Below are 18214 nucleotides of genomic sequence, written 5' to 3' on the forward strand. Positions count from 1 at the left end.
GACAATCGGCCTCACGGTAGCAGTGCTGGCCGGTCCGGGGTGGTGAAGTCCCGTGTGGCCCTGATCGCCACCCGAGCGGAGCAGTTGCTAGGAAGTCGGGCCGGGTTGGCAGCGTGGGCAGTACCAGGTCGGCCGCTGCTGCACGCCGCTGCCCTGCATGGCCCGCACGACGGCCTGGCCGCAGCGCAGACAGCGCTTGCCCTGCCGCTCGTACACCCAGTGCTGCCGACCTCGGGCCAGCTCGCCGGTGGTGGACTGCTCCGGGTGCCATGCGTTACGTAGCAACAACTTGTGACTGATTTCGACGGCGCGGGCCGGATCGGTGGCGGACACCGGCGACCACGGGGAGACGCCGAGCAGGAAGCAGACCTCGGCCTTGTAGAGATTGCCGACCCCGGCCATCACGCGCTGGTCGAGCAGTGCGAGGCCCAGTTGGCGGCTCGGCTCGGTGGTCAGCCGCCGGACGGCCTCGGCGGCCATCTCGGCGTCCCAGGACGGGTGCAGCAGGTCCGGCCCGAGGTGGCCGACGAGCCGGGACTCCTTGGCGGTCGGCAGCAACTCCAAGTCGTGCAGGAGAAAACCGACGGCGGAACGGTCCGAAGTGGACAGAATGGCGCGGATCTGGTGGGTCGGGCGACGCCAGTGCTCGCCGGGACGGTACAGGTGCCAGCTGCCGTCCATGCGCAGATGGCTGTGCAGGCTGACGCCGTCACGCAGGCGCGTGAAGATGTGCTTGCCCACCGAGCCGACCTCGGCGACCTCTCGGCCGGCGAGGTCCATAGTGGACAGTGAGGGGTGGCGGATCTCCCCGCGCGTCAACGCCTTGCCGGCCAACGCATCGTGCAGCCGGTGCGCGGTGAGGAAAACCGTGTCGCCCTCGGGCATCAGGGCAGGTGCGGTTCCATGAACTGCGGCCGGCCGACCGGACCGGGCTCGGGAGCCGCCGGCTCGGCCTGGGTCTGCTCCACCTCGGTCTCCTCCACCTCGGTCTCTGCGACCTCGGGGGCCTCCTCCTCGGCCTGCGCGAACACCGAGCGGGTTCTGCGCCGGCTGGACCGCAACACCCGGGCCAGCAGCAAATTGAACGCCAGCGCCACCTCGCGGGCGCCCGGCGTGTTCCACATGTGGATCGGCATGCACGCGCCCTGCGCCTGCTGCACGGCCAGCCGGTCGGGCAGCGCCACCGGCATCACCAGCGGGCCGAAGATGTCCCGCAGCTCGTCGATCCGGAACTGGTGCTCGTGCGAGCGCGGCCGCACCCGGTTCACCACCACGCCCAGCGGCTGCAGCTCCGGGTTGTGCTCCTCCCGCTCCGCCTGCACCGCCTCGAACGCCCGCTGCACGCCCGACACCGCGAACATCGTCGGCTCGGTCACCAACAGCGCCCGGTCGGCCGCGACCAGCGCCGAACGGGTCAGCTGGCCCAGCGAGGGCGGGCAGTCCAACAGCACCAGCTGGTAGGGCTGCTCGTCCTCCTCCAGCATGTCGTGCACCGTGGACAGGGCCTTCTCCAGCCGGCTGAGCTTGTTGGTGCCGGGGTCCGGGTGGTTGAGCCCCTCCACCTCCTCCGCGCCGACCAGCACGTCCACGCCCTCGCCCCAGCCGCTGGGGGCGATGGCCTTGCGCACTGTGTCGGGCGTCGGCTTCTGCAGCACGTGGAACAGGGTGGCCTCGGTCTCGGCCGGTTCCAGCGTGGCTGTCGAGTTGCACTGCGGGTCCAGGTCCACCACCAGGGTGCGAACACCCCGGCGCAGCGCCGCCGAGGCCAGGCCCAGGGCAACCGTGGTCTTGCCGACACCGCCCTTGAGGCTCAACACCGCAACCGTATGCACACGGGCAGCCTACGGTCTCAGACAAGCCGCGCAGATCACGACACCGGCACACCCATAGACTCGGGCCCATGCGACCCGATGCCGTCCGCTTGGCGCTCGACACCGAGCTGGCTGCGGTCCGCCGCCGGCACACCGAGCCGCCCCGTGTGCTGGACGTGGGCGGTGGCTCCGGCGTGTGGGCCGTGCCCCTGGCCGCCGCCGGTTGCCTGGTCACGGTGGTCGATCCCAGCCCCAACGCCCTGGCCACGCTCCAGCGCCGGGCCGTCGAGGCCGGTGTCGCCGACCTCGTCACCGCAGTCCAGGGCGACACCGACGCCCTCGCCGACCTCGTGCCCGCCGGCGGCGCCGACCTCGTGCTCGGGCACGGCGTCCTGGAAGTCGTCGACGACCTCCGCGCTGCCCTCGCCCAGCTCGCCGGCGCCGCCACCCCCGGCGGGGCCGTGTCGGTCCTGGTCGCCAACCGCTACGCCGCCCTGATCAACCGCGTCCTCGCCGGCCGCCTCGTCGACGCCCGCCAGCTGCTCGACGACCCCGACGGCCAGCTGCCCGGCGACCCCCTCCAGCGCCGCTTCGACGTGGACAGCCTCCGCTCCGCCCTCAGCGGCGCCGGCCTCGACGTCGAGCTCCTCCAGGGCTACGGCGTCGTCGCCGACCTCGTGCCCGGCGCCGTCCTGGAGGGCAGCCCCGGCGCCGCCGAGGCCCTCGCCCAGCTCGAGGTCGCCGCCGCCACCCAGCCCCCGCTCCGCGACGTCGCCTCTCGCCTGCACGCCCTCGCCCGCCGGCCCTGACCTGGGCGGCGGGATGCGGTGAACATCCCGCCGCCCAAGGGAAATCAGAAGCCGGTGACCCCGTTGGGGGTGCCCAGCCCGGTCGGCCCGTCGTAGCCGGCCCCGGCGGTGCACAGGTAGGTGCCGCCGCAGCTGCCGTTGGAGCCGGTGGTCACGTCGTTCAGCCCGGACGTGTGCGCGTACGGGTACGAGCCGGAGGTGACCGAGTTGCCAGCCAGCGCGTAGACGCTGGCGATGATCGGCGAGGACAGGCTGGTGCCGCCCACCTGCACCCAGCCGTCCGCGCCCTGGGCCAGGCCCAGTGCGATCAGGAAATCGCAGAACGAGCTCGTGCCGCAGCTGTTGTAGGTGTCGTAGATGCCCAGGCCGGACGCCGGGTCGGCGTCCGCGGAGACGTCGGCGACGGTCCGCATGGCGCACCCGGTGTCATGCTGCCAGGCCGGCTTGGGCTCGATCGCCGAGCAGCCGCTGCCGGCCCCGGACCACGCCTTCTCGGTCCAGCCGCGCGGGGTGCCGGCGGCCTTGGTGAGCGTGGTGCCGCCGACGGCGGTGACGTACGGCGAGGACGCCGGCCAGCTGACGCCGTAGCCGGAGTCGCCGGAGGACGCGGTGACGGCGATGCCCGGGTGGTTCAGGTGCGCGTCAGCGGCCGTGATGGTGCCGTCCTCGGCGCCGCCGTAGCTGTTCGAGATCGCCACCACGCCCGGGGTCGCCGCAGCGGTGTCCACGGCGGTCATCAGCGGGTCGGTGTCCGCGGAGTTGGCTTCCACCAACAGGATGTGGCAGTCGGGGCAGGCGGAGGAGACGGCGTCCAGGTCAAGGCTGATCTCCTCGGCCCAGCCGTAGTCGCCGGCCGGCAGCGGGCTGGCCGCCCCGTTCTGGTTCACCTTCTTGAAGCAGCCGTTGGCCGTGGTGCACGGGGCCAGGCCGCGCTTGCTGCGGAACACGGCCAGGTCGGCCTCGGCGGTCGGCGCGTCCATGGCGTCCACGATGGCCACGGTGCGGCCGTTGGCGTGCAGGTTGGTCAGGCCGTAGGCGGACTGGATGTCGGCGGGCGCGAGGCCCACGGGGTTGGTGACGGTCATCGGGCCGGGGCCGTTGGGCGACTTGATCGCCTTGCCCAGGCAGTGGAAGTGGGCGTGGCTCGTGGCGCAGCCGAGGTCGACCAGGCCACCGGACAGCAGCGGGGCGGCCTGGGCGACAGGCGCCGCGAAGGACAGGGGTACGAGCGCGGCGGCGGCCAGCGCGAGAACTGCGAGGAATCGGGTTCTGCCGCAGGGGGACATTCCGCCTCCTAGGTGACTCGCGTCACATTCTGGGACTGGATCGTCTCGTGTCGCCCTCACGGGTGACACTCCGCCAAACGACTGGCGGCACTCACAGTTACGAGCTGCGGTTTTGTCAGTCCCTGACGCTAGACTCGGCCCGACCGAGTCGAACGTGTGATCGAGGGGGACGCATGGGGCGCAGTGGCAACCTGCCCCGCGGCCTGGTGGAGCGGTTCCGGGTGTCGGACACCGTGTGGCCGGACGACGCCGGCTGCCCGATCCTGCACGTCGACATGGACGCCTTCTACGCGTCGGTGGAGATCCGGGAGCGGCCGGAGCTCAGGGACAAGCCGGTGATCGTGGGCGGCACCGGCAACCGGGGCGTGGTGTCCTCGGCCAACTACATCGCCCGCGGCTACGGCGTGCGCTCGGCGATGCCGACCACGAGGGCTCGCCGGCTGTGCCCGCACGCGGTGTTCATCCCGCCCACCTTCGCCCTCTACACCGAGGCGTCCCGGACCGTCATGAACCTGTTCCGGGAGATCACGCCGCTGGTCGAGCCGCTCAGCCTGGACGAGGCGTTCCTGGACGTGTCCGGCGCGCTGCGGCGGCTGCGCACCACGCCGTCCCGGATCGGCGCACAACTGCGGGCCGACGTGCTGGAGCGGACCGGCGTGAACTGCTCGGTCGGGGTGGCGGCCACGAAGTTCGTCGCCAAGCTGGCCTCGGGCCTGGCCAAGCCGGACGGCATGGTGGTGGTGCCGAAGGAGCAGTCGCTGGAGTTCCTGCACCCGCTGCCGGTGTCGGCGCTGTGGGGCGTCGGCGGCCGCACCGCGGAGGCGTTGGAGCGCATCGACATGCGCACCGTCGGCGACGTGGCGGCCGCGCCGCCGGCCCGGCTTCGGCGGGTGGTCGGCAATGCCGCCGCCGATCACCTGTACGCGCTGGCCAAGGGGCTCGACTCGCGGCCGGTGGTGCCGGAGTCGGCGGAGAAGTCGATCGGCGCGGAGGAGACGTTCGACGTCGACCACCACGACCGGGAACTGCTGAAGCGGGAGCTGCTGCGGCTGTCCGAGCGGACCGCGACCACGCTGCGGGCCCGGGGGCTGCGGGGTCGGACCGTGTCGATCAAGGTGCGTTTCGAGGATTTCACCACGATCACCCGGTCGAGGACCCTGCCGGTGGCCACCGATGTCACCCAGGAGGTCTATCAAGCCGCCGCGAAACTGCTGACCGAGAACGTTCCGTATGGCGCCGTTCGGCTGATCGGCGTACGAGTCGAGCAATTGGCGCAGGCATCCGAGATCGGCGAACAGCTGTTCATCGACGCCCCGGAGCGGGGCTGGCGGGAAGCAGACCAGGCCGCCGACTCGGCACGTTCCCGATTCGGCGGCGCGGCCGTGCGTCCAGCCTCATTGCTGGGACGAACAACTCAGAAAGAACGGGGGATGAATTAGCGGTTTAGTTGTACGGCTGGCCGGCGGCCGGGGTGGCCGAACCGTTGGTCGTCTGCGTCGTGGCTGCGCTGGCGACAGCGCCGGCACCTGCGAAAATGGCGAGCGCGAAGGCCATGACGGCCAGGGCGAAGCGCATTGTTCCTCCGTGGTGATTACTCATCAGTACACAGGTGGTGCGCGATTCAACACCTAGGGTGACAGTCGACGTGTGACGCCCGAACCAGCGGCGAATGAACAATCGATCGCAATTATTTCGCTCGGTGTTCACCTAGAATAGTTCGAATAAATGAAATCCCTTGTTCAACTGTCGTTTTTGTTGTATTCTGGCCGGCATGCTGATCGGGCGGAGTCGTGAACTGGCCCGGCTGACCGTCCGAGTCCGTGAACTCGCCGGTGGTCGGGGCGGCACGGCGCTCGTCGACGGCGAACCCGGCATTGGCAAGACCACCCTGTTGCGCGCGGTGTGCGACGCTGCCCTGGAAAACGGCTGCCGTGTGCACTGGGGCGCGGGCGATGAACTCGGCCGGTTGCTGCCGCTGTTGCCTCTGCTCGAGGCGCTGCGCGCGGAGCGTTCCGACGAGGGCCAGGCGGTGCTGCGGCTGCTGCGAGGCGAGATCCCGACCGTGGCCGACCCGTCGGCGGTCGCGGCCGAGCGGGTGCTGGGCATGGTCGAGGAGTTGTGCTCCGACGGACCGGCGGTGCTGGCGCTGGACGACCTCCAGTGGGCCGACAAGGTCACCGTCGCGGTGTTCAGCCGACTGGTGAAGCTGGTGGACCAGTTGCCGCTGCTGCTGATCGGCACGCTGCGACCGGTCCCGGTCCGCGACGACCTGTCGGCGCTGTGGCGGCAACTCGGCGACGACGGCCAGATCAGCCTGGGTCCACTGCCTGCGGACGCGATCGGTGAGCTGGTCGCGCAACTGGTCGGCACGCAGCCCTCGGACGAGTTGCTCCGTCACGCCGAGGGGGCGGCCGGAAATCCTTTGTACGCGACGGAACTCGTCAGCGCGGTGGCCGAAGGCGCGACTCGCCCGGGCTCGCTGGCCGCGGCGATCGACCACCGGATGGACTTCCTGTCCGAGCAGACCCGGCATGTGCTGCGCGCGGCCACTCTGCTCGGTGTCGTGTTCTCGGTCGCGGACCTGAGCGTCGTGCTCGGCCGCTCGGTTGTCGACCTGCTTCCCGCACTCGACCAGGCGACGGCGGCCGGTGTGCTGGTCGAGTCCGGCGACGGCCTGTCGTTCCGGCACGCGCTGGTGCGATCCGCCCTGTACGAACGGATGTCGCAACCGGTGCGTGCGGCCTGGCATCTGGAGGCCGCACGACTGTTGTCCAACGCCGGGTCGCCGGTCGAACGCGTCGCCAAGCAGCTGCTGGTCGCCTCCGACGCCGACGAGTGGACCGTGGACTGGTTGTGCGACAACGCGGGTGCGCTGATCGGCCAGTCCCCGTCCGCGGCGGTGGACCTGCTTCGCCGAGTGCTCGCCACGCCGAGTTGGGACACCCGGCGGTTGTCGCTGGCCAGCCGGTTCGGCGACGCCCTCTACCGCACGGGTGACTTCGACGAAGCCGAGCAGGTGGCCACCCGAGCGCTCGCGTTGTCCGTGGACCCGGTGCAGATCGTGTGGCTGCACCACATCTTGCTGCAATGCCGCAGCATGAGCGGTCGCGTCGCGCAGTCGCTCGTCGAACTGGACCACGCGTTGGCGGATCCGAACACCACCGGGCGGGTGCGGGCCCGGTTGCTCGTGCTCACTGCGAGGGCGCACTGGGATCTGGGTGAACTGGACGCCGCTGAGAAGGCCGCGCTGGACGCCGCCGACGCCGCGCCCGCAGACGAGTGGGCGGTCGGCTGGTCGCTGCACGTCCGCAGCATCGTGCTCATGGTGCGCAACAAGATGGCAGATGCGCTGGACCTGTTGGACCACGCCGTGCGGGCGATCGGCCGGGACGGTGGCACCGCGGAGCTGAGCCTGCTGCTGCGCGTCAATCGCGCGGTCACCCTGTGCTGCGTCGACCGCTACGACGAGGCGGTGGCCGCCGCGCGAGATGTCCGTCAGCTGGCCGAGCACGTCGGCAACACAGTTCGTATGGCGCAGGCGCAGAGCGCCCTCGTGCAGATGACGTACGACTGCTGCCGGTGGGATGACGTGCTGGTCGATGTGGACATGCTCGCCGACGAGCTGCGGAATCCGGTCGTCGCCGCCTCCGACCACAGCATCGCCGCCCTGATCCATCTGCACCGTGGCGATCACGTCGCGGCTGGACGGCATCTGGCCGTCGCGCGGGCGGCCCAGGTGGGCAAACACCCCGTGCTGCACCTCGCGCTGGTCAACAGCTTGGAGCTGGAGCAGGCCGGCCAGCTCAGCGAAGCGCTGGCGGCGTTGAGCATGACCGCCGACTACGACGACCTACTGCCGGAGATCGTCCGGCTCGCGGTGGCTGACGGCGATCTTGACACCGCGCGGGTAACAACCAGCCGAGTCGTGGGCCTGGCGGCGGATTCCGAGGTGCGGCACCGGATTGCCGCTGCCGCGTACTGCCGTGGGCTCGTTGCCGGTGACGGCGAGGAGCTGCTGCGGGCGGCCACCGTCTATCGGGAGTGCGGTTTGCCGCTGGCCCGGGCCAAGGCGTTGGAGGCGGCCGCGGCGGCGTTTGTCCACAACGGACAGTCAAGCTCGGCGCGGGCGGCGGCGTCGCGGGCGTTGGACCTGTACGCCGAGCTCGGGGCCGAGTGGCAGCTGGCGCGGGCGCAGGCGGCACTGCGGGGGTTGGGGCTGCGGCGCGGGCCGAAGGTCAAGCACCGCCGGGCCAAGACCGGGTGGGACAGCCTCACCCCGGCCGAGGCGACGGTGGCGCAGCTGGTCGTGGCTGGGCTGTCCAACCCCCAGATCGCCGAGCGGCTGTTCGTGTCCCGGCGCACCGTGACCACGCACGTCTCGCACATCCTGGCCAAGCTTCAGGTCCGCACCCGCACCGACATCGCCCGGGAAGCCGGCCTGCGTCAGGCCGCCTCCGGCTGAGCCCACCAAGGCCGGTGCCGGCCGGGCCGAGGAGGTGGCCCGGCCGACGCCGGCTCCGCCCGCCCGAACATCGCGCCGGAGGCCGAGCCGCGCCACTCGGCCAACGCGCGTGTCGGGGTTTCGGGCAAGCGGATTCAGGTGGCTTGTGGACAATCGCCCGTCCATCCACAGGGCTCGCTTCGCGGGCGTGCCCGGGGCCAGCGGCCGGTAGACTGGGTCTGGGGACGCCCCCCCGAGGCGGGTGGGGGATTTCAGGCGGAACGGTTGCCGGGACGGCGGTGGTCGCCGGAGTCCGAGCGAGCATCGCCGAGGCGTGGCCGCGGCACGGAACCCTCGTCACGGGAACGCGGCTGCTGCGTTGAACCCGTGTCACGCGAACGCGGGTGTTGGGTGGGCCCGGTGTCGTGCGAGCGCGGCTGGGGCACGGAACCGCCGTCGTGGGAGTGCGAATACTGGGTGAGCCCGGTGTCGTGCGAACGCGGCTGAGGGACGGAGCCTTCGTTGCGCGAGTGCGAACGTTGGGTGGAACCGGTGTCGCGGGAATGTGGCTGAGGCACGGAACCCCGGTCGCGGGAGCGCGGGTGCGCAGCGGGCTCGGCGTCGCGGGGCTGGGGGCGCTGGGCTGGGTGGGCCTCGGGGCGGGTGTCGCCGGGGCGGGGATGGGGCGGACCGGCGTGCACGGGGCGCTTGCGGACCCTGGGGGACTGGCCCCGGCACCAGCGCAGCCACAGCGGCACGATGTACCACCACAGGACGAACCAGCTGACGATGCCGGCGGTGAGCATGCCGGCCCACTCCTGCCCGAGCACGACGTCGAGGATCATCATGAGCGCGGAGGACAGGGACAGCATCAGCAGGACCAGGCCGCACAGGGCCAAGCCGCTGGTGAGGTGGACGAGCTGGCGCTTGAGGCGGTGCTGGAACACGAGGCGGTGCACGGGCGCGGGGGCGATGAGCAGGGCGGTGGCGGCGGCGCCGAGGACGAGGCTGGCGACGAAGGCGGAGCGGTCGAACTGGCCCAGCGAGGCGAAGCGGGGCGTGAACGCCAGGGACAGCAGGAAGGCCAGCAGCAGCTGCACGCCGGTCTGGGCGACGCGGATCTCCTGCAGCAACTCCGCGTAGTTGCGGTCGAGCCGCTGGGTCGGTGTCTCCCCGCGGGCCACGAGATTCCAGCTGTCATGGCTCTCGTATGGGCTACGGGCAGTAGCCGAGTTGTGCGTCATGTCGAGATCCGTTCAACGAGGGGACACCAGGAGTTCAACCCTCGCGCACACTGCGTGATGAGTCATCGGAGACGTGACGTATGTTGGCGGGGCCCTGTCACCCGTTGGAGAGGCGTACGCACACCCGTGACAGCCACCCGAGCCGACCTTCCGTCCCTGACCGGAATGCGCTGGGCCGCCGCGTTTCTGGTGTTCTGCCTGCATATCGTGGTCACCTCGATGCTCTCGCCGGTCGCCGCCGGCTCGAAGATCGCCACGCTGCTGTTCAGCGCGGGTGACGTGGGGGTGTCGTTCTTCTTCGTGTTGTCCGGCTTCGTGCTGATGTGGTCGGCCCGGCCCGGTGACAGCCCGTTGCGGTTCTGGCGGCGTCGGCTGGCCCGGGTCTACCCGGTGCACCTGGTCACGGCGCTGTTAGCGGTGCTACTCGGCGTCACCCTCGGGCAGTTGGTCCGCCCGGACAACTTCTACGGGGTGCCCAGCATCGGCAGCTTCCTGGCCAACGTGTTCCTGGTGCACTCGTGGATCCCGGGCCAGAACCAGTCGTTGAACACGGTCAGCTGGACGCTGGCCTGTGAGGCGTTCTTCTATCTCACGTTCCCGGTGTGGGGCCTGCTGGTCCGGCGGCTCCAGACCCGTGGCACCACAGTGTTCGCGCTGGTCAGCGTGGTGCTGGTGGTGCTGCCAGCGGTGGCCCAGCCGTCGTTGTCGTTCCTGCAGTCCTTCCCGGCGGCCCGGCTCGGCGAGTTCACGCTCGGTGTCGCCCTGGCCCGCCTCGTCGCGCTGGGCAGTTGGCGCGGGCCGCGGCTGGAGATCGCGGTGGCGGTGATGCTGATCAGCTACTTCCTGGTGCCGGTGTGGCCCGGGCAGTACGGCTACTCGGTGGCCACTCTGGTCGGCATCGGTGTGCTCATCCCGGCCGCGGCCGTGGCCGACCTGCGCGAGGACCCGTCGTTCTGGCGGTCCCGGACGATGGTCCGACTCGGAGAGCTGTCGTTCGCCTTCTACATGATCCATCTGATGGTGATCAGGGTGGCGCGGCGCGTCTTCCCGGCACTCGTGCAGCGGGGCAGCACCGCCGAGTTGTTCGTGGTGGCCGGGATCTTCGCGGTGTCGCTGGGCCTGGCCTGGGTGCTGTACGAGTACGTGGAGACGCCGTGCCGGCGGTTCCTCACCCGGCCGCGCCGCAAGCAGCGGGAACTGGTGCCGGCGTAGTCAGCGCCGCCAGGTGGTCTGCAACCTGATCACCACGATCGCCTCGACCACCAGGGCCACAGCCAGGATCACCGCCGCCCACCATCGGGATCGCCGCGCCAGCGGGGCGATCAGCGGCAGCACCACCAGTGACGTCACCACGTACGCCCAGTTCTCGCCGGACTCCCGAGGCTGGTGGCCGCTGAGACGGGCGATGACGATGGCGATTGTCTGCACGACCATGGCCACTTCGATCGCCGCCAGGTAGGGCAGCACGCGAGCGAAGTTGTAGCGGGCGGCGAACAGCAGGCAGGCCAGGGCCAACAGCGCGCAGATGGCCGTGGTGGCGAAGGCCAGGGGCTCGATCACGCCTTGGCCCGGCGGCGACGCTTGGTTCCGGCGCGGAACAGCCAGGTGGACAGGCCAGTGATCATCAGGGCCAGCGGGGTCAGGCCCAGCACCACCCAGATGATCCGCCACCAGCCGTTGACCAGCCAGCCGAAGTGTGCGGGCTCGAACACCTTCTCGTAGAACGTGTTGGCCAGCGGTTCGGCGTTGCCACCGTCCACAACGGACGCCTGGGCGGCGTCCTGGGCGTCCACGTAGACGAAGACATCGCCACCGAAGAAGGCTCGCGCGTTGTACGGGGCGTAGGAGCCGGAGATGGACACGCCGTAGTAGGCGGAGTCCTCGTTCGGCAGGCTGACGTAGCGGATGTCGCCGGGATGACGTTGCAACGCGGTGGAAACCGCTTGGTCGAGGCCGATGTCGGCGGCATTCGCGGCAGCGGGATCGGGTGTGAACGTGTATCGATTGGCGTCCACGGAGGTGCCGCCGGTGATGGCCAGCCAGGCGTTCTCCACGGCCGGCAGTTCGAACGCCGCGCCGGTGACGCCCCACATCAGCACGAACGGCACGGCGACCAGGCCGATCACGTTGTGCAGGTCGTAGTCCCGGGCGAACCGGCCGCGATGGAGCCGGACCCGGAAGCCGTGGGAGAACCGCCGGAACCCGGGCCACCACGTGATGAGGCCGGTGATCGCCAGCAGGACCATCAGCAAACCCAGCACCACCAAGAGGATTCCGCCGAGTGTCTGTCCGAGGATCGGCGTGGCCATCCAGGCCACGTAGCCGGCGTCGGTGGGGCAGGTCAGGGCGCAGTCGTGGATGTTGGCCATCAGGCCCATGAAACCGTCGTTGATGTTGGCGTAGCCGTTGAGGTGGCCGGTGCCGGGGTCGACGGCGTAGATGTAGGTGAACGTGGGGTCGCCGACGGCGATGATGCCCTGGTCGTTGCTCACCCAGGCCGGCGTGAAGTCGGGGTGCGCCTGGCGCACCAGGTCCCGGGCCTGGCTCAGACTGATCGGGGCCGGGCCGTCGGTGTGCTGGTAGAGCTCGGCGTGCGTGGCGCGGAAGTATTCGGCCCGGTACAGCAGGATCGCGCCGCTGGTCGTCTCGATCACCAGGAAAAGGCCCAGCACCAACGAAGTCCAGCGGTGCGTGAGCACCATTGCCCGCCGCACCGGCCGCCGGCGTAACCAACGCCGGAACCGGCTGCCGCGGGCCGCGGACACCCGTGCGGCCTCGGTCCGGGTGAGGGTGTCGGTCGTTGACGGCCCCTGGCGTTCGGTGTCGGCGGTCAACGCCCCACCCCCCTGTTCTGCGACCCATGTTCGCTCGGGGTGAGGTTAGCCTTGCTTAACTTATGCGTCCAGTGCTGTGGAGCAGCCGGCCCACCGCCTGTGACGTGCGCTCATAGCTGTGGTCGTTGTCCACCTCGCCGACCAGCTGGTGGTCGCGCATGACCAGCACGCGGTCGGCCAGGGTGACCATCTCCGGCAGGTCGGAGGAGATCAGCAGGATGGCCAGGCCGTCGCCGGCCAGGCCGACGATCAGCTCGTGGAAGGCGGCCTTGGTGCGCACGTCGATGCCGACGGTCGGCTCGTCGATGACCAGGATGTCGCAGTCCGCGGCCAGCCACTTGGCCAGGCTGACCTTCTGCTGGTTGCCGCCGGAGAGCTGCCCGGCCAGCTGCCCGGGCCCGGACAGCCGCATGCCCAGCCGTTCCTGGTAGGTCGCCACCAGCGCGTTCTCGTCGCGGGCGCGGACCAGGCCGAGACGGGCCAGCCGCCGCCACACCGTCACGGCGATGTTGCGGCTGATCGGCTGCTCCAGGAAGACACCCTCCTCCTTGCGGTTCTCGGTGACGTAGCCCATGCGGTGGCGGCGCAGCGCCTCGCCGACGTCCCGGATCCGGACCCGCTCGCCGTGCACGCGGATCGAGCCGGCGGTGATCTTGTCCAGTCCGAGCACGGCCCGGGCCAGCTCGCTGCGGCCCGCGCCGACCAGCCCGTACAGGCCGACGATCTCACCGGGCCGGACCGCCAGCGACACGTCGCGATGGCCTTGGTCGGTGCTGATGGTGTCGAGTTCCAGCGCCGGCGCGGTGGTCCGGTCGACCGGCTTGCGGTCCAGTTCCAGCACGGCGTGCGCGCGGCCGACCATCAAGTTGACGATGTCGTCGGTACGGAAGTCGGTCAGGGGCTGGGCTTCGGCGACGCTGCGGCCGTCGCGCAGCACGGTCACCGTGTCGGCGATCGCGAACACCTCGTCGAGCTTGTGGCTGACCAGCACGATGGCGTGCCCCTGGTCCCGCAGTGCTCGCATCACCGCGAACAGCCGGTCGGACTCGTCCGAGGTCAGCGAGGCCGTCGGCTCGTCGAGCAGCAGCACCTGCGAATCCACCGCCAGCGCCTTGGCGATCTCCACCAGCTGCATCTGCGCCACCGACAACTCGGCGACCGGCCGGTCCACGTCCAGCCGAACGTCCAACTGGCCCAGGCACTTCTCGGCCAGCGCGCGCATGGCGTTGCGGTCCACGAAGCCGAACTTCCGCGGCACGGCCTGCAGGGCGATGTTCTCCGCCACCGAGAACGCCGGGATCAGGTTCCGTTCCTGGTGCACCACACCGATTCCGGCCCGCTGAGCGTCGTGCGGGCCGGAGAAGTGCGCTTCGGTTCCGTCGGCCAGCACGATGCGGCCGCCGTCCGGTCGCAGCACGCCGGTCATGATCTTGATCAGGGTGCTCTTGCCGGCCCCGTTCTCGCCGAGCAGCGCGTGCACGGTGCCGGGGGACAGCCGCAGCGTGGCCTCGTCCAGGGCCCGCACGCCCGGGAACACCTTGACCAGCTTCTCCGCGGTCACGGTCATTTCGCCGCCCTCCCACGGAGTTGCGTGATCAGGACCGCGCCCAGCACCACCGCGCCGACGATCAGGTCCACCCAGTCCGGGTTGATCGAGTACTGCGCCTGGGCCACGTCCACCAGCCGCACGATCAGCGCCGCCAGGCAGGTGCCGACCACGCTCACCACGCCGCCGGCCAGCGCCACCCCGCCGATGATCGGCGCCGCGAAGCTGGGCAGCAGCAGGTCGTCGCCGATGGTCGCGTTCACCGATCCGCTCAGCGCCACCACGATCACGCCCGCCACGCCGGCCAGCAGCCCCGACAGCAGGTGGGCCAGCACCAGCGACCGGTCGTTCGACACCCCGGAAAGCCTTGCCGCCAGCGGATTCCCGCCGCTGGCCAGCAACTGGCGGCCGAGGGCCATCCGCCGGAAGAACACCGCCACCGCGATCGCCACCAGCACCGCGAACAGGAACACCGTCGGCACGCCCAGGACCGAGGCCTGCCCCAGCCGCACCAGACCCGGCGAATACCCCTGGTAGGTGGCGGTTCCGTGCACGCCGTAGCGCAGGCCGTCGATGATCGTCATGGTCGCCAGCGTGACGATGAAGCCGTTGATCCTGGTCAGCACCACGATCAGCCCGTTCGCCAGCCCGATGGCCGAGCCGGTGACCATGCCCGCGATGACCGCCAGCCACGCCGGCAGGCCCACATCGACCATCAGCCAGGCGGTGACCATCGCGCAGAACCCGGTCACCACACCGACGCTGAGGTTCATCTGGCCCACCCCCAGCACCACCATCTGCGCCAGGCCGATCACCATGGGCACGGCCAGGAACTGGAAGATGGCGGTCAGGGTGTCGGCGTGCAGGACGCTGCCGCGCGTGGTGAGGGCCAGGACCACGAACGCGGCGACCGCCAGCACAGCAAGCGTGAATTCGGTGGAACGGACGGAGATTTTCTGGCGAAGGGCAGTCATGCCGCACCACCCTGCTGCTCAACCGCCATGGGATCGGCCGCCGGTCTCGGCGCGGCGGTGTTTCTCCATTCCGCCAACACGTGCCGCAGCCGATCCAGCGACAGCGCCACCAGCAGCACGATCCCGATGTATATCTTGAACTTCTCCACCTCGAACTGGAGGAGGTTCAACCCCGTCTGGATCACCTCGGTCAGCGCCGCGCCGAACACGGCGCCGAGCACGCTCACCGCGCCGCCGGCCAGCAGCGTGCCGCCCAGCACCGGGCCCAGGAACGACGGCAGCAGGAACGAGCCGCCGATGTCGGCCGAGAACGCGCCGTTGTTGACAGCCAACAGGAATCCGGCCAGGGCGGCCAACAAACCGGACAGCATGTGAGCCTGGATGACGCGGCGGTTGGTCGGGATGCCGGACAGCTTGGCCGCCTGGAGGTTGGAGCCGGTCATCAGGATCTCCCGACCCAGCCGGGAGTTCCGGAACAACACGCCGACCAGGACCGCCGCCACCAGGGCGATCGGCACCACCAGGGGAATCGGCGGTCCGCACAGGTCGCCCATGCAGTAGTCGGCGAAGGTGTCGCCGCGCAGGATGTCCATGCCGGCAGGGGAGACGTGGAACGCGACACCGTCGCTGAACGTGCTGTACAGCAGGGAAACCAGGCCGATCAGGGCGAAGTCGAGGGCCAGGGTGACCACGAAGGAGTTCACGCCGGTGGCGGCGATGGTCCAGCCGGCGGCCGCCCCGACGAGGGCGCCGACCGCGAGGCCGATGAGCAGCCCGACGGGCAGGGGGACGTCGAGCTTGTCGTAGGCCCAGCCGGAGGCGAAGGCCGACACGGCGGCCATCCGCCCGACAGCCAGGTTCATGTGCCCCAGCGACAACACGGCCAGCTGGGCCAGTCCGACCACGACAAAAACCGTGAGGTCGGACTGCATGGGCACGATCGTCAGGTTGACGTCGAGGAAGGCCGGCCGCAGCGCGGTGAACACCGCGACCAGCACGACGATCACGACCAGCAGGCCGATGCGGGGATTTGCCCAAAAAGGGATAACACGGCCGGGGATGCCACGCCTCATGTTCACGCCTTGGGGCAGGTGAGGTACTTGTCGTCGAAGTCCTTGCGCAGCTGGGCTGTCTCCTGCTGCCGCTGCGTGTCGTAGCTGGCCACGTTGTCCTTGGTGACCACGAACGAGCCGGAGTCGATCACCTGGCCCGAGGTCTTCATGGTGCAGCCACCGGCCAGTTTGGTCAGTGCGTACGAGCCGACATAGGCCTGGCCGACCGGATTCTGCACCACCGAGGCGGTGACCGAGCCGTCCTTGATGTCGCCGAGAATGGTCGGGTCGTCGTCGATGGCCACCACCTTCACCGGCAGCCCAGCAATATTCAACCGCGCCGCCTTCACCGCGGCCGCCGAGGCCACCGCCGGGTTGTACGCGGTGGTGACGATGCCGTTGATCTGGGCGCCCTTGGCCGCGATCAGGTCGGCCACCGCCTTCTGCGCGGTCTGCAGGTCGGTGTCGATGTCGGTGACGGTCTGGAGCAGCTTGACCTTGCCGCCGGTCTCGTCGATGGCCTGCTGCACGCCCTGGATCCGGCGGGTGGTGTTGGAGTCGGTCTTGTTCCCGGTCAGGTGCACCAGGTTGCCGCTGCCGCCCATCGCCTCGATCGCCGACTTGGCCGCCTTGTACGCCGCTTGTTGCACGTCGGTGGCCAGGCAGAAGTCGGCGTTGTCGGTGTCGCCGGCCGGGCAGGAGCCCAGCGACGCCAGGTGGAAGCCCTGCTTGCGCAGGTCGCTGAACGTCGAGTTGATCGTGTCGGGGGACACCCCGAACACGCCGAAGGCGTTGAAACCCTGCGCCGCCAACGACTTCAGCACCGAGTTCTGGGTGGTCTGGTTCCAGGCCGAGGTCTCGTTGAACGTGGTGTCGCCCAGCTTGAAGTCGGTCTTGGCCTGTTGCAGCGCGGCCTTCCAGGGCTGGAAGTACGGGTGCGGGCCGCCGGGCACGAGCGCTACCTTCACCTGCCCTGGGGCGAGTGCCGACTGGTCGCTGTGGACGGTGCTGCGGCTGCAACCGGCCACGCACAGCGCGATGGCCAGCACTGCGATGGTAAGAGGTGAAGTGCGCATAGGGTCTTACCTCTCTGTAAGCACCTCGACGTACGGCTCCAGGGCGGCCGGGTAGTCCAGCCCGGCCGGCAGCGCGATGCCCGGCCCGGTGGGCGCGTGCACGAATCCCTCGGCGTCGACCTCTGCCTTGGGACGCACCGGGTTCGCGGTTATCAGCGACTCGTAGTAGGTGGTGTTGGAGATGGCCATGGCCAGGTGTCGGCTCGGGATCTCGTCGCCGAGCACCTCCGCGCGCAGCCGGAACGAGTCGGCCAGGTGCGCGGTCCGCATCGCCCCGGTGATGCCGCCGCGCATCGTCGCGCTGGCCCGCACGCCGAAGGTGGCCGCGCCGGCGGCGATGCTGCGTTGTCGGAAACGATGGCGGCGGTGTTCATGTGCGCGCCGTCCGAGGTTTCCGCCACCAGCAAGGGAATCCGCACCGATCGGGCCAGGTGTCGGTAGGCGGTGACGCTGAACTCGCGCATCGGCTCCTCGTACCAGAGGAAACCGGCGTCGTGCAGGGCCTGCCCCAGATACGTCGCGTCCGGCAGGTCGAAGCCGGCCGAGCCGTCGTACATCAGCGGCACGTCGTCGCCGACGTGCGCGCGCAGCTTGTGCCCCAGCTCCGCGTCCTTGCGGGCGTCGCCCCAGGCGTGCAGCTTGATCGCCTGATAGCCCAGCTCCAGGCACTGGGTGGCGACGTCCAGGTACTCGTCGACGTCACGGAACGTGACCGTGGAGGCGTACGCGGGGATCTTGGTCCGGAAACCTCCGAGGACCTGCCACACCGGCTGGCCGCTCAGTCGCCCGGCCAGATCCCACAGCGCGGTGTCGACCAGACCGAGCACCGGCAGCGGAAACTCCTCGGTGCGGTCCAGCTCCCACACCAGGTGCCACAACCACTCGCGCTGCAACGGATCCTGGCCGGTCAGGGCCTCGAGCAGGACCCGCGCCACGATGTCCTCGACCGCCGCCGCCATGCCTGCGCGGGTCGCCAGCGCCACGCCGGAGACCCCCTCGTCGGTGCTGACGCGCAGGACCGACGCCTCGCCGTCCGGGCTGGAGCCCAGCAGGCCCCGCCGCCACCCGAAGGCGGGCTTCGCGCCGGGGAGCGGGATGCGGAACGACTCCACGTCGGTGATGCGCACGGCGGCAACATAAT

General features: G+C 70.1%; 16 protein-coding genes and 1 pseudogene. 4 read left to right on the plus strand and 13 right to left on the minus strand.

Going from position 1 to position 18214, the window contains the following annotated elements; genetic code table 11:
* Positions 1 to 87: 87 nt before the first annotated feature.
* Positions 88 to 885 carry a DNA-formamidopyrimidine glycosylase family protein gene (locus tag JJ691_RS47195; RefSeq protein ID WP_211765890.1) on the minus strand — a complete coding sequence of 266 codons (798 nt, stop codon included), beginning with the start codon at positions 883 to 885 and terminating at the stop codon, positions 88 to 90.
* A complete protein-coding gene (locus tag JJ691_RS47200; RefSeq protein ID WP_211765891.1) occupies positions 885 to 1832 on the minus strand; it encodes a ParA family protein in 948 nt (315 codons plus the stop codon). The genes JJ691_RS47195 and JJ691_RS47200 overlap by 1 nt, the downstream gene beginning before the upstream one ends.
* Positions 1833 to 1900: 68 nt before the next feature.
* Between JJ691_RS47200 and JJ691_RS47205 the strand changes: the two genes are divergently transcribed.
* Complete coding sequence (locus JJ691_RS47205; RefSeq protein ID WP_211765892.1) at positions 1901 to 2620, plus strand: class I SAM-dependent methyltransferase; 720 nt, start codon at positions 1901 to 1903, stop codon at positions 2618 to 2620.
* 44 nt (positions 2621 to 2664) lie between these two features.
* Here the strand turns inward: JJ691_RS47205 and JJ691_RS47210 are convergent, their stop codons facing one another.
* Positions 2665 to 3906 carry a S53 family peptidase gene (locus tag JJ691_RS47210; RefSeq protein WP_211765893.1) on the minus strand — a complete coding sequence of 414 codons (1242 nt, stop codon included), beginning with the start codon at positions 3904 to 3906 and terminating at the stop codon, positions 2665 to 2667.
* 173 nt (positions 3907 to 4079) lie between these two features.
* Here JJ691_RS47210 and JJ691_RS47215 point away from each other — a divergent pair, with 173 nt between their 5' ends.
* The gene (locus JJ691_RS47215; RefSeq protein WP_211765894.1) at positions 4080 to 5345 is read left to right on the plus strand and encodes a DNA polymerase IV; all 1266 of its coding nucleotides are present in this window, start codon (positions 4080 to 4082) and stop codon (positions 5343 to 5345) included.
* 4 nt (positions 5346 to 5349) lie between these two features.
* Here JJ691_RS47215 and JJ691_RS52990 read toward each other — a convergent pair whose 3' ends face one another.
* Entirely contained in the window at positions 5350 to 5481 is a 132-nt protein-coding gene (locus JJ691_RS52990) for a hypothetical protein (protein WP_256449328.1), read from the minus strand.
* Positions 5482 to 5677: 196 nt separating this feature from the next.
* Between JJ691_RS52990 and JJ691_RS53140 the strand changes: the two genes are divergently transcribed.
* Positions 5678 to 8368 (plus strand): ATP-binding protein, encoded by a 2691-nt coding sequence (locus JJ691_RS53140; RefSeq protein ID WP_211765895.1) that lies wholly within the window; start codon positions 5678 to 5680, stop codon positions 8366 to 8368.
* 251 nt (positions 8369 to 8619) lie between these two features.
* Here the strand turns inward: JJ691_RS53140 and JJ691_RS52785 are convergent, their stop codons facing one another.
* On the minus strand, positions 8620 to 9591 hold the full coding sequence (locus JJ691_RS52785; protein ID WP_249227483.1) for a DUF6328 family protein: 972 nt from the start codon (positions 9589 to 9591) through the stop codon (positions 8620 to 8622).
* A gap of 126 nt (positions 9592 to 9717) precedes the next feature.
* Here JJ691_RS52785 and JJ691_RS47230 point away from each other — a divergent pair, with 126 nt between their 5' ends.
* On the plus strand, positions 9718 to 10803 hold the full coding sequence (locus JJ691_RS47230; protein ID WP_211765896.1) for an acyltransferase family protein: 1086 nt from the start codon (positions 9718 to 9720) through the stop codon (positions 10801 to 10803).
* Here JJ691_RS47230 and JJ691_RS47235 read toward each other — a convergent pair whose 3' ends face one another.
* From JJ691_RS47235 to JJ691_RS52795, 8 genes and pseudogenes are all read right to left on the minus strand, one after another.
* The gene (locus tag JJ691_RS47235) at positions 10804 to 11151 is read right to left on the minus strand and encodes a hypothetical protein (RefSeq protein ID WP_211765897.1); all 348 of its coding nucleotides are present in this window, start codon (positions 11149 to 11151) and stop codon (positions 10804 to 10806) included.
* Positions 11148 to 12425, minus strand: coding sequence for a PepSY-associated TM helix domain-containing protein (locus tag JJ691_RS47240; RefSeq protein ID WP_211765898.1), 1278 nt, complete (start codon positions 12423 to 12425; stop codon positions 11148 to 11150). The genes JJ691_RS47235 and JJ691_RS47240 overlap by 4 nt, the downstream gene beginning before the upstream one ends.
* 55 nt (positions 12426 to 12480) lie before the next feature.
* Positions 12481 to 13992, minus strand: a complete 1512-nt coding sequence (locus tag JJ691_RS47245) for a sugar ABC transporter ATP-binding protein (protein WP_211765899.1) — start codon at positions 13990 to 13992, stop codon at positions 12481 to 12483.
* Entirely contained in the window at positions 13989 to 14945 is a 957-nt protein-coding gene (locus tag JJ691_RS47250; RefSeq protein WP_211765900.1) for an ABC transporter permease, read from the minus strand. The genes JJ691_RS47245 and JJ691_RS47250 overlap by 4 nt, the downstream gene beginning before the upstream one ends.
* Positions 14942 to 16018, minus strand: a complete 1077-nt coding sequence (locus JJ691_RS47255) for an ABC transporter permease (protein ID WP_211765901.1) — start codon at positions 16016 to 16018, stop codon at positions 14942 to 14944. Before JJ691_RS47255 ends, JJ691_RS47250 begins: the two co-directional genes overlap by 4 nt.
* A gap of 2 nt (positions 16019 to 16020) precedes the next feature.
* On the minus strand, positions 16021 to 17073 hold the full coding sequence (locus JJ691_RS47260; RefSeq protein ID WP_211765902.1) for a sugar ABC transporter substrate-binding protein: 1053 nt from the start codon (positions 17071 to 17073) through the stop codon (positions 16021 to 16023).
* 6 nt (positions 17074 to 17079) lie between these two features.
* Complete coding sequence (locus JJ691_RS53250) at positions 17080 to 17367, minus strand: enolase C-terminal domain-like protein (protein ID WP_442912567.1); 288 nt, start codon at positions 17365 to 17367, stop codon at positions 17080 to 17082.
* A gap of 74 nt (positions 17368 to 17441) precedes the next feature.
* A pseudogene (locus JJ691_RS52795) lies at positions 17442 to 18200 on the minus strand (enolase C-terminal domain-like protein); the annotation flags it as partial.
* Between the last annotated feature and the right edge of the window lie 14 nt (positions 18201 to 18214).

Origin of the sequence: Kutzneria sp. CA-103260, from assembly GCF_018263855.1 — a bacterium.
GTDB lineage: Bacteria > Actinomycetota > Actinomycetes > Mycobacteriales > Pseudonocardiaceae > Kutzneria.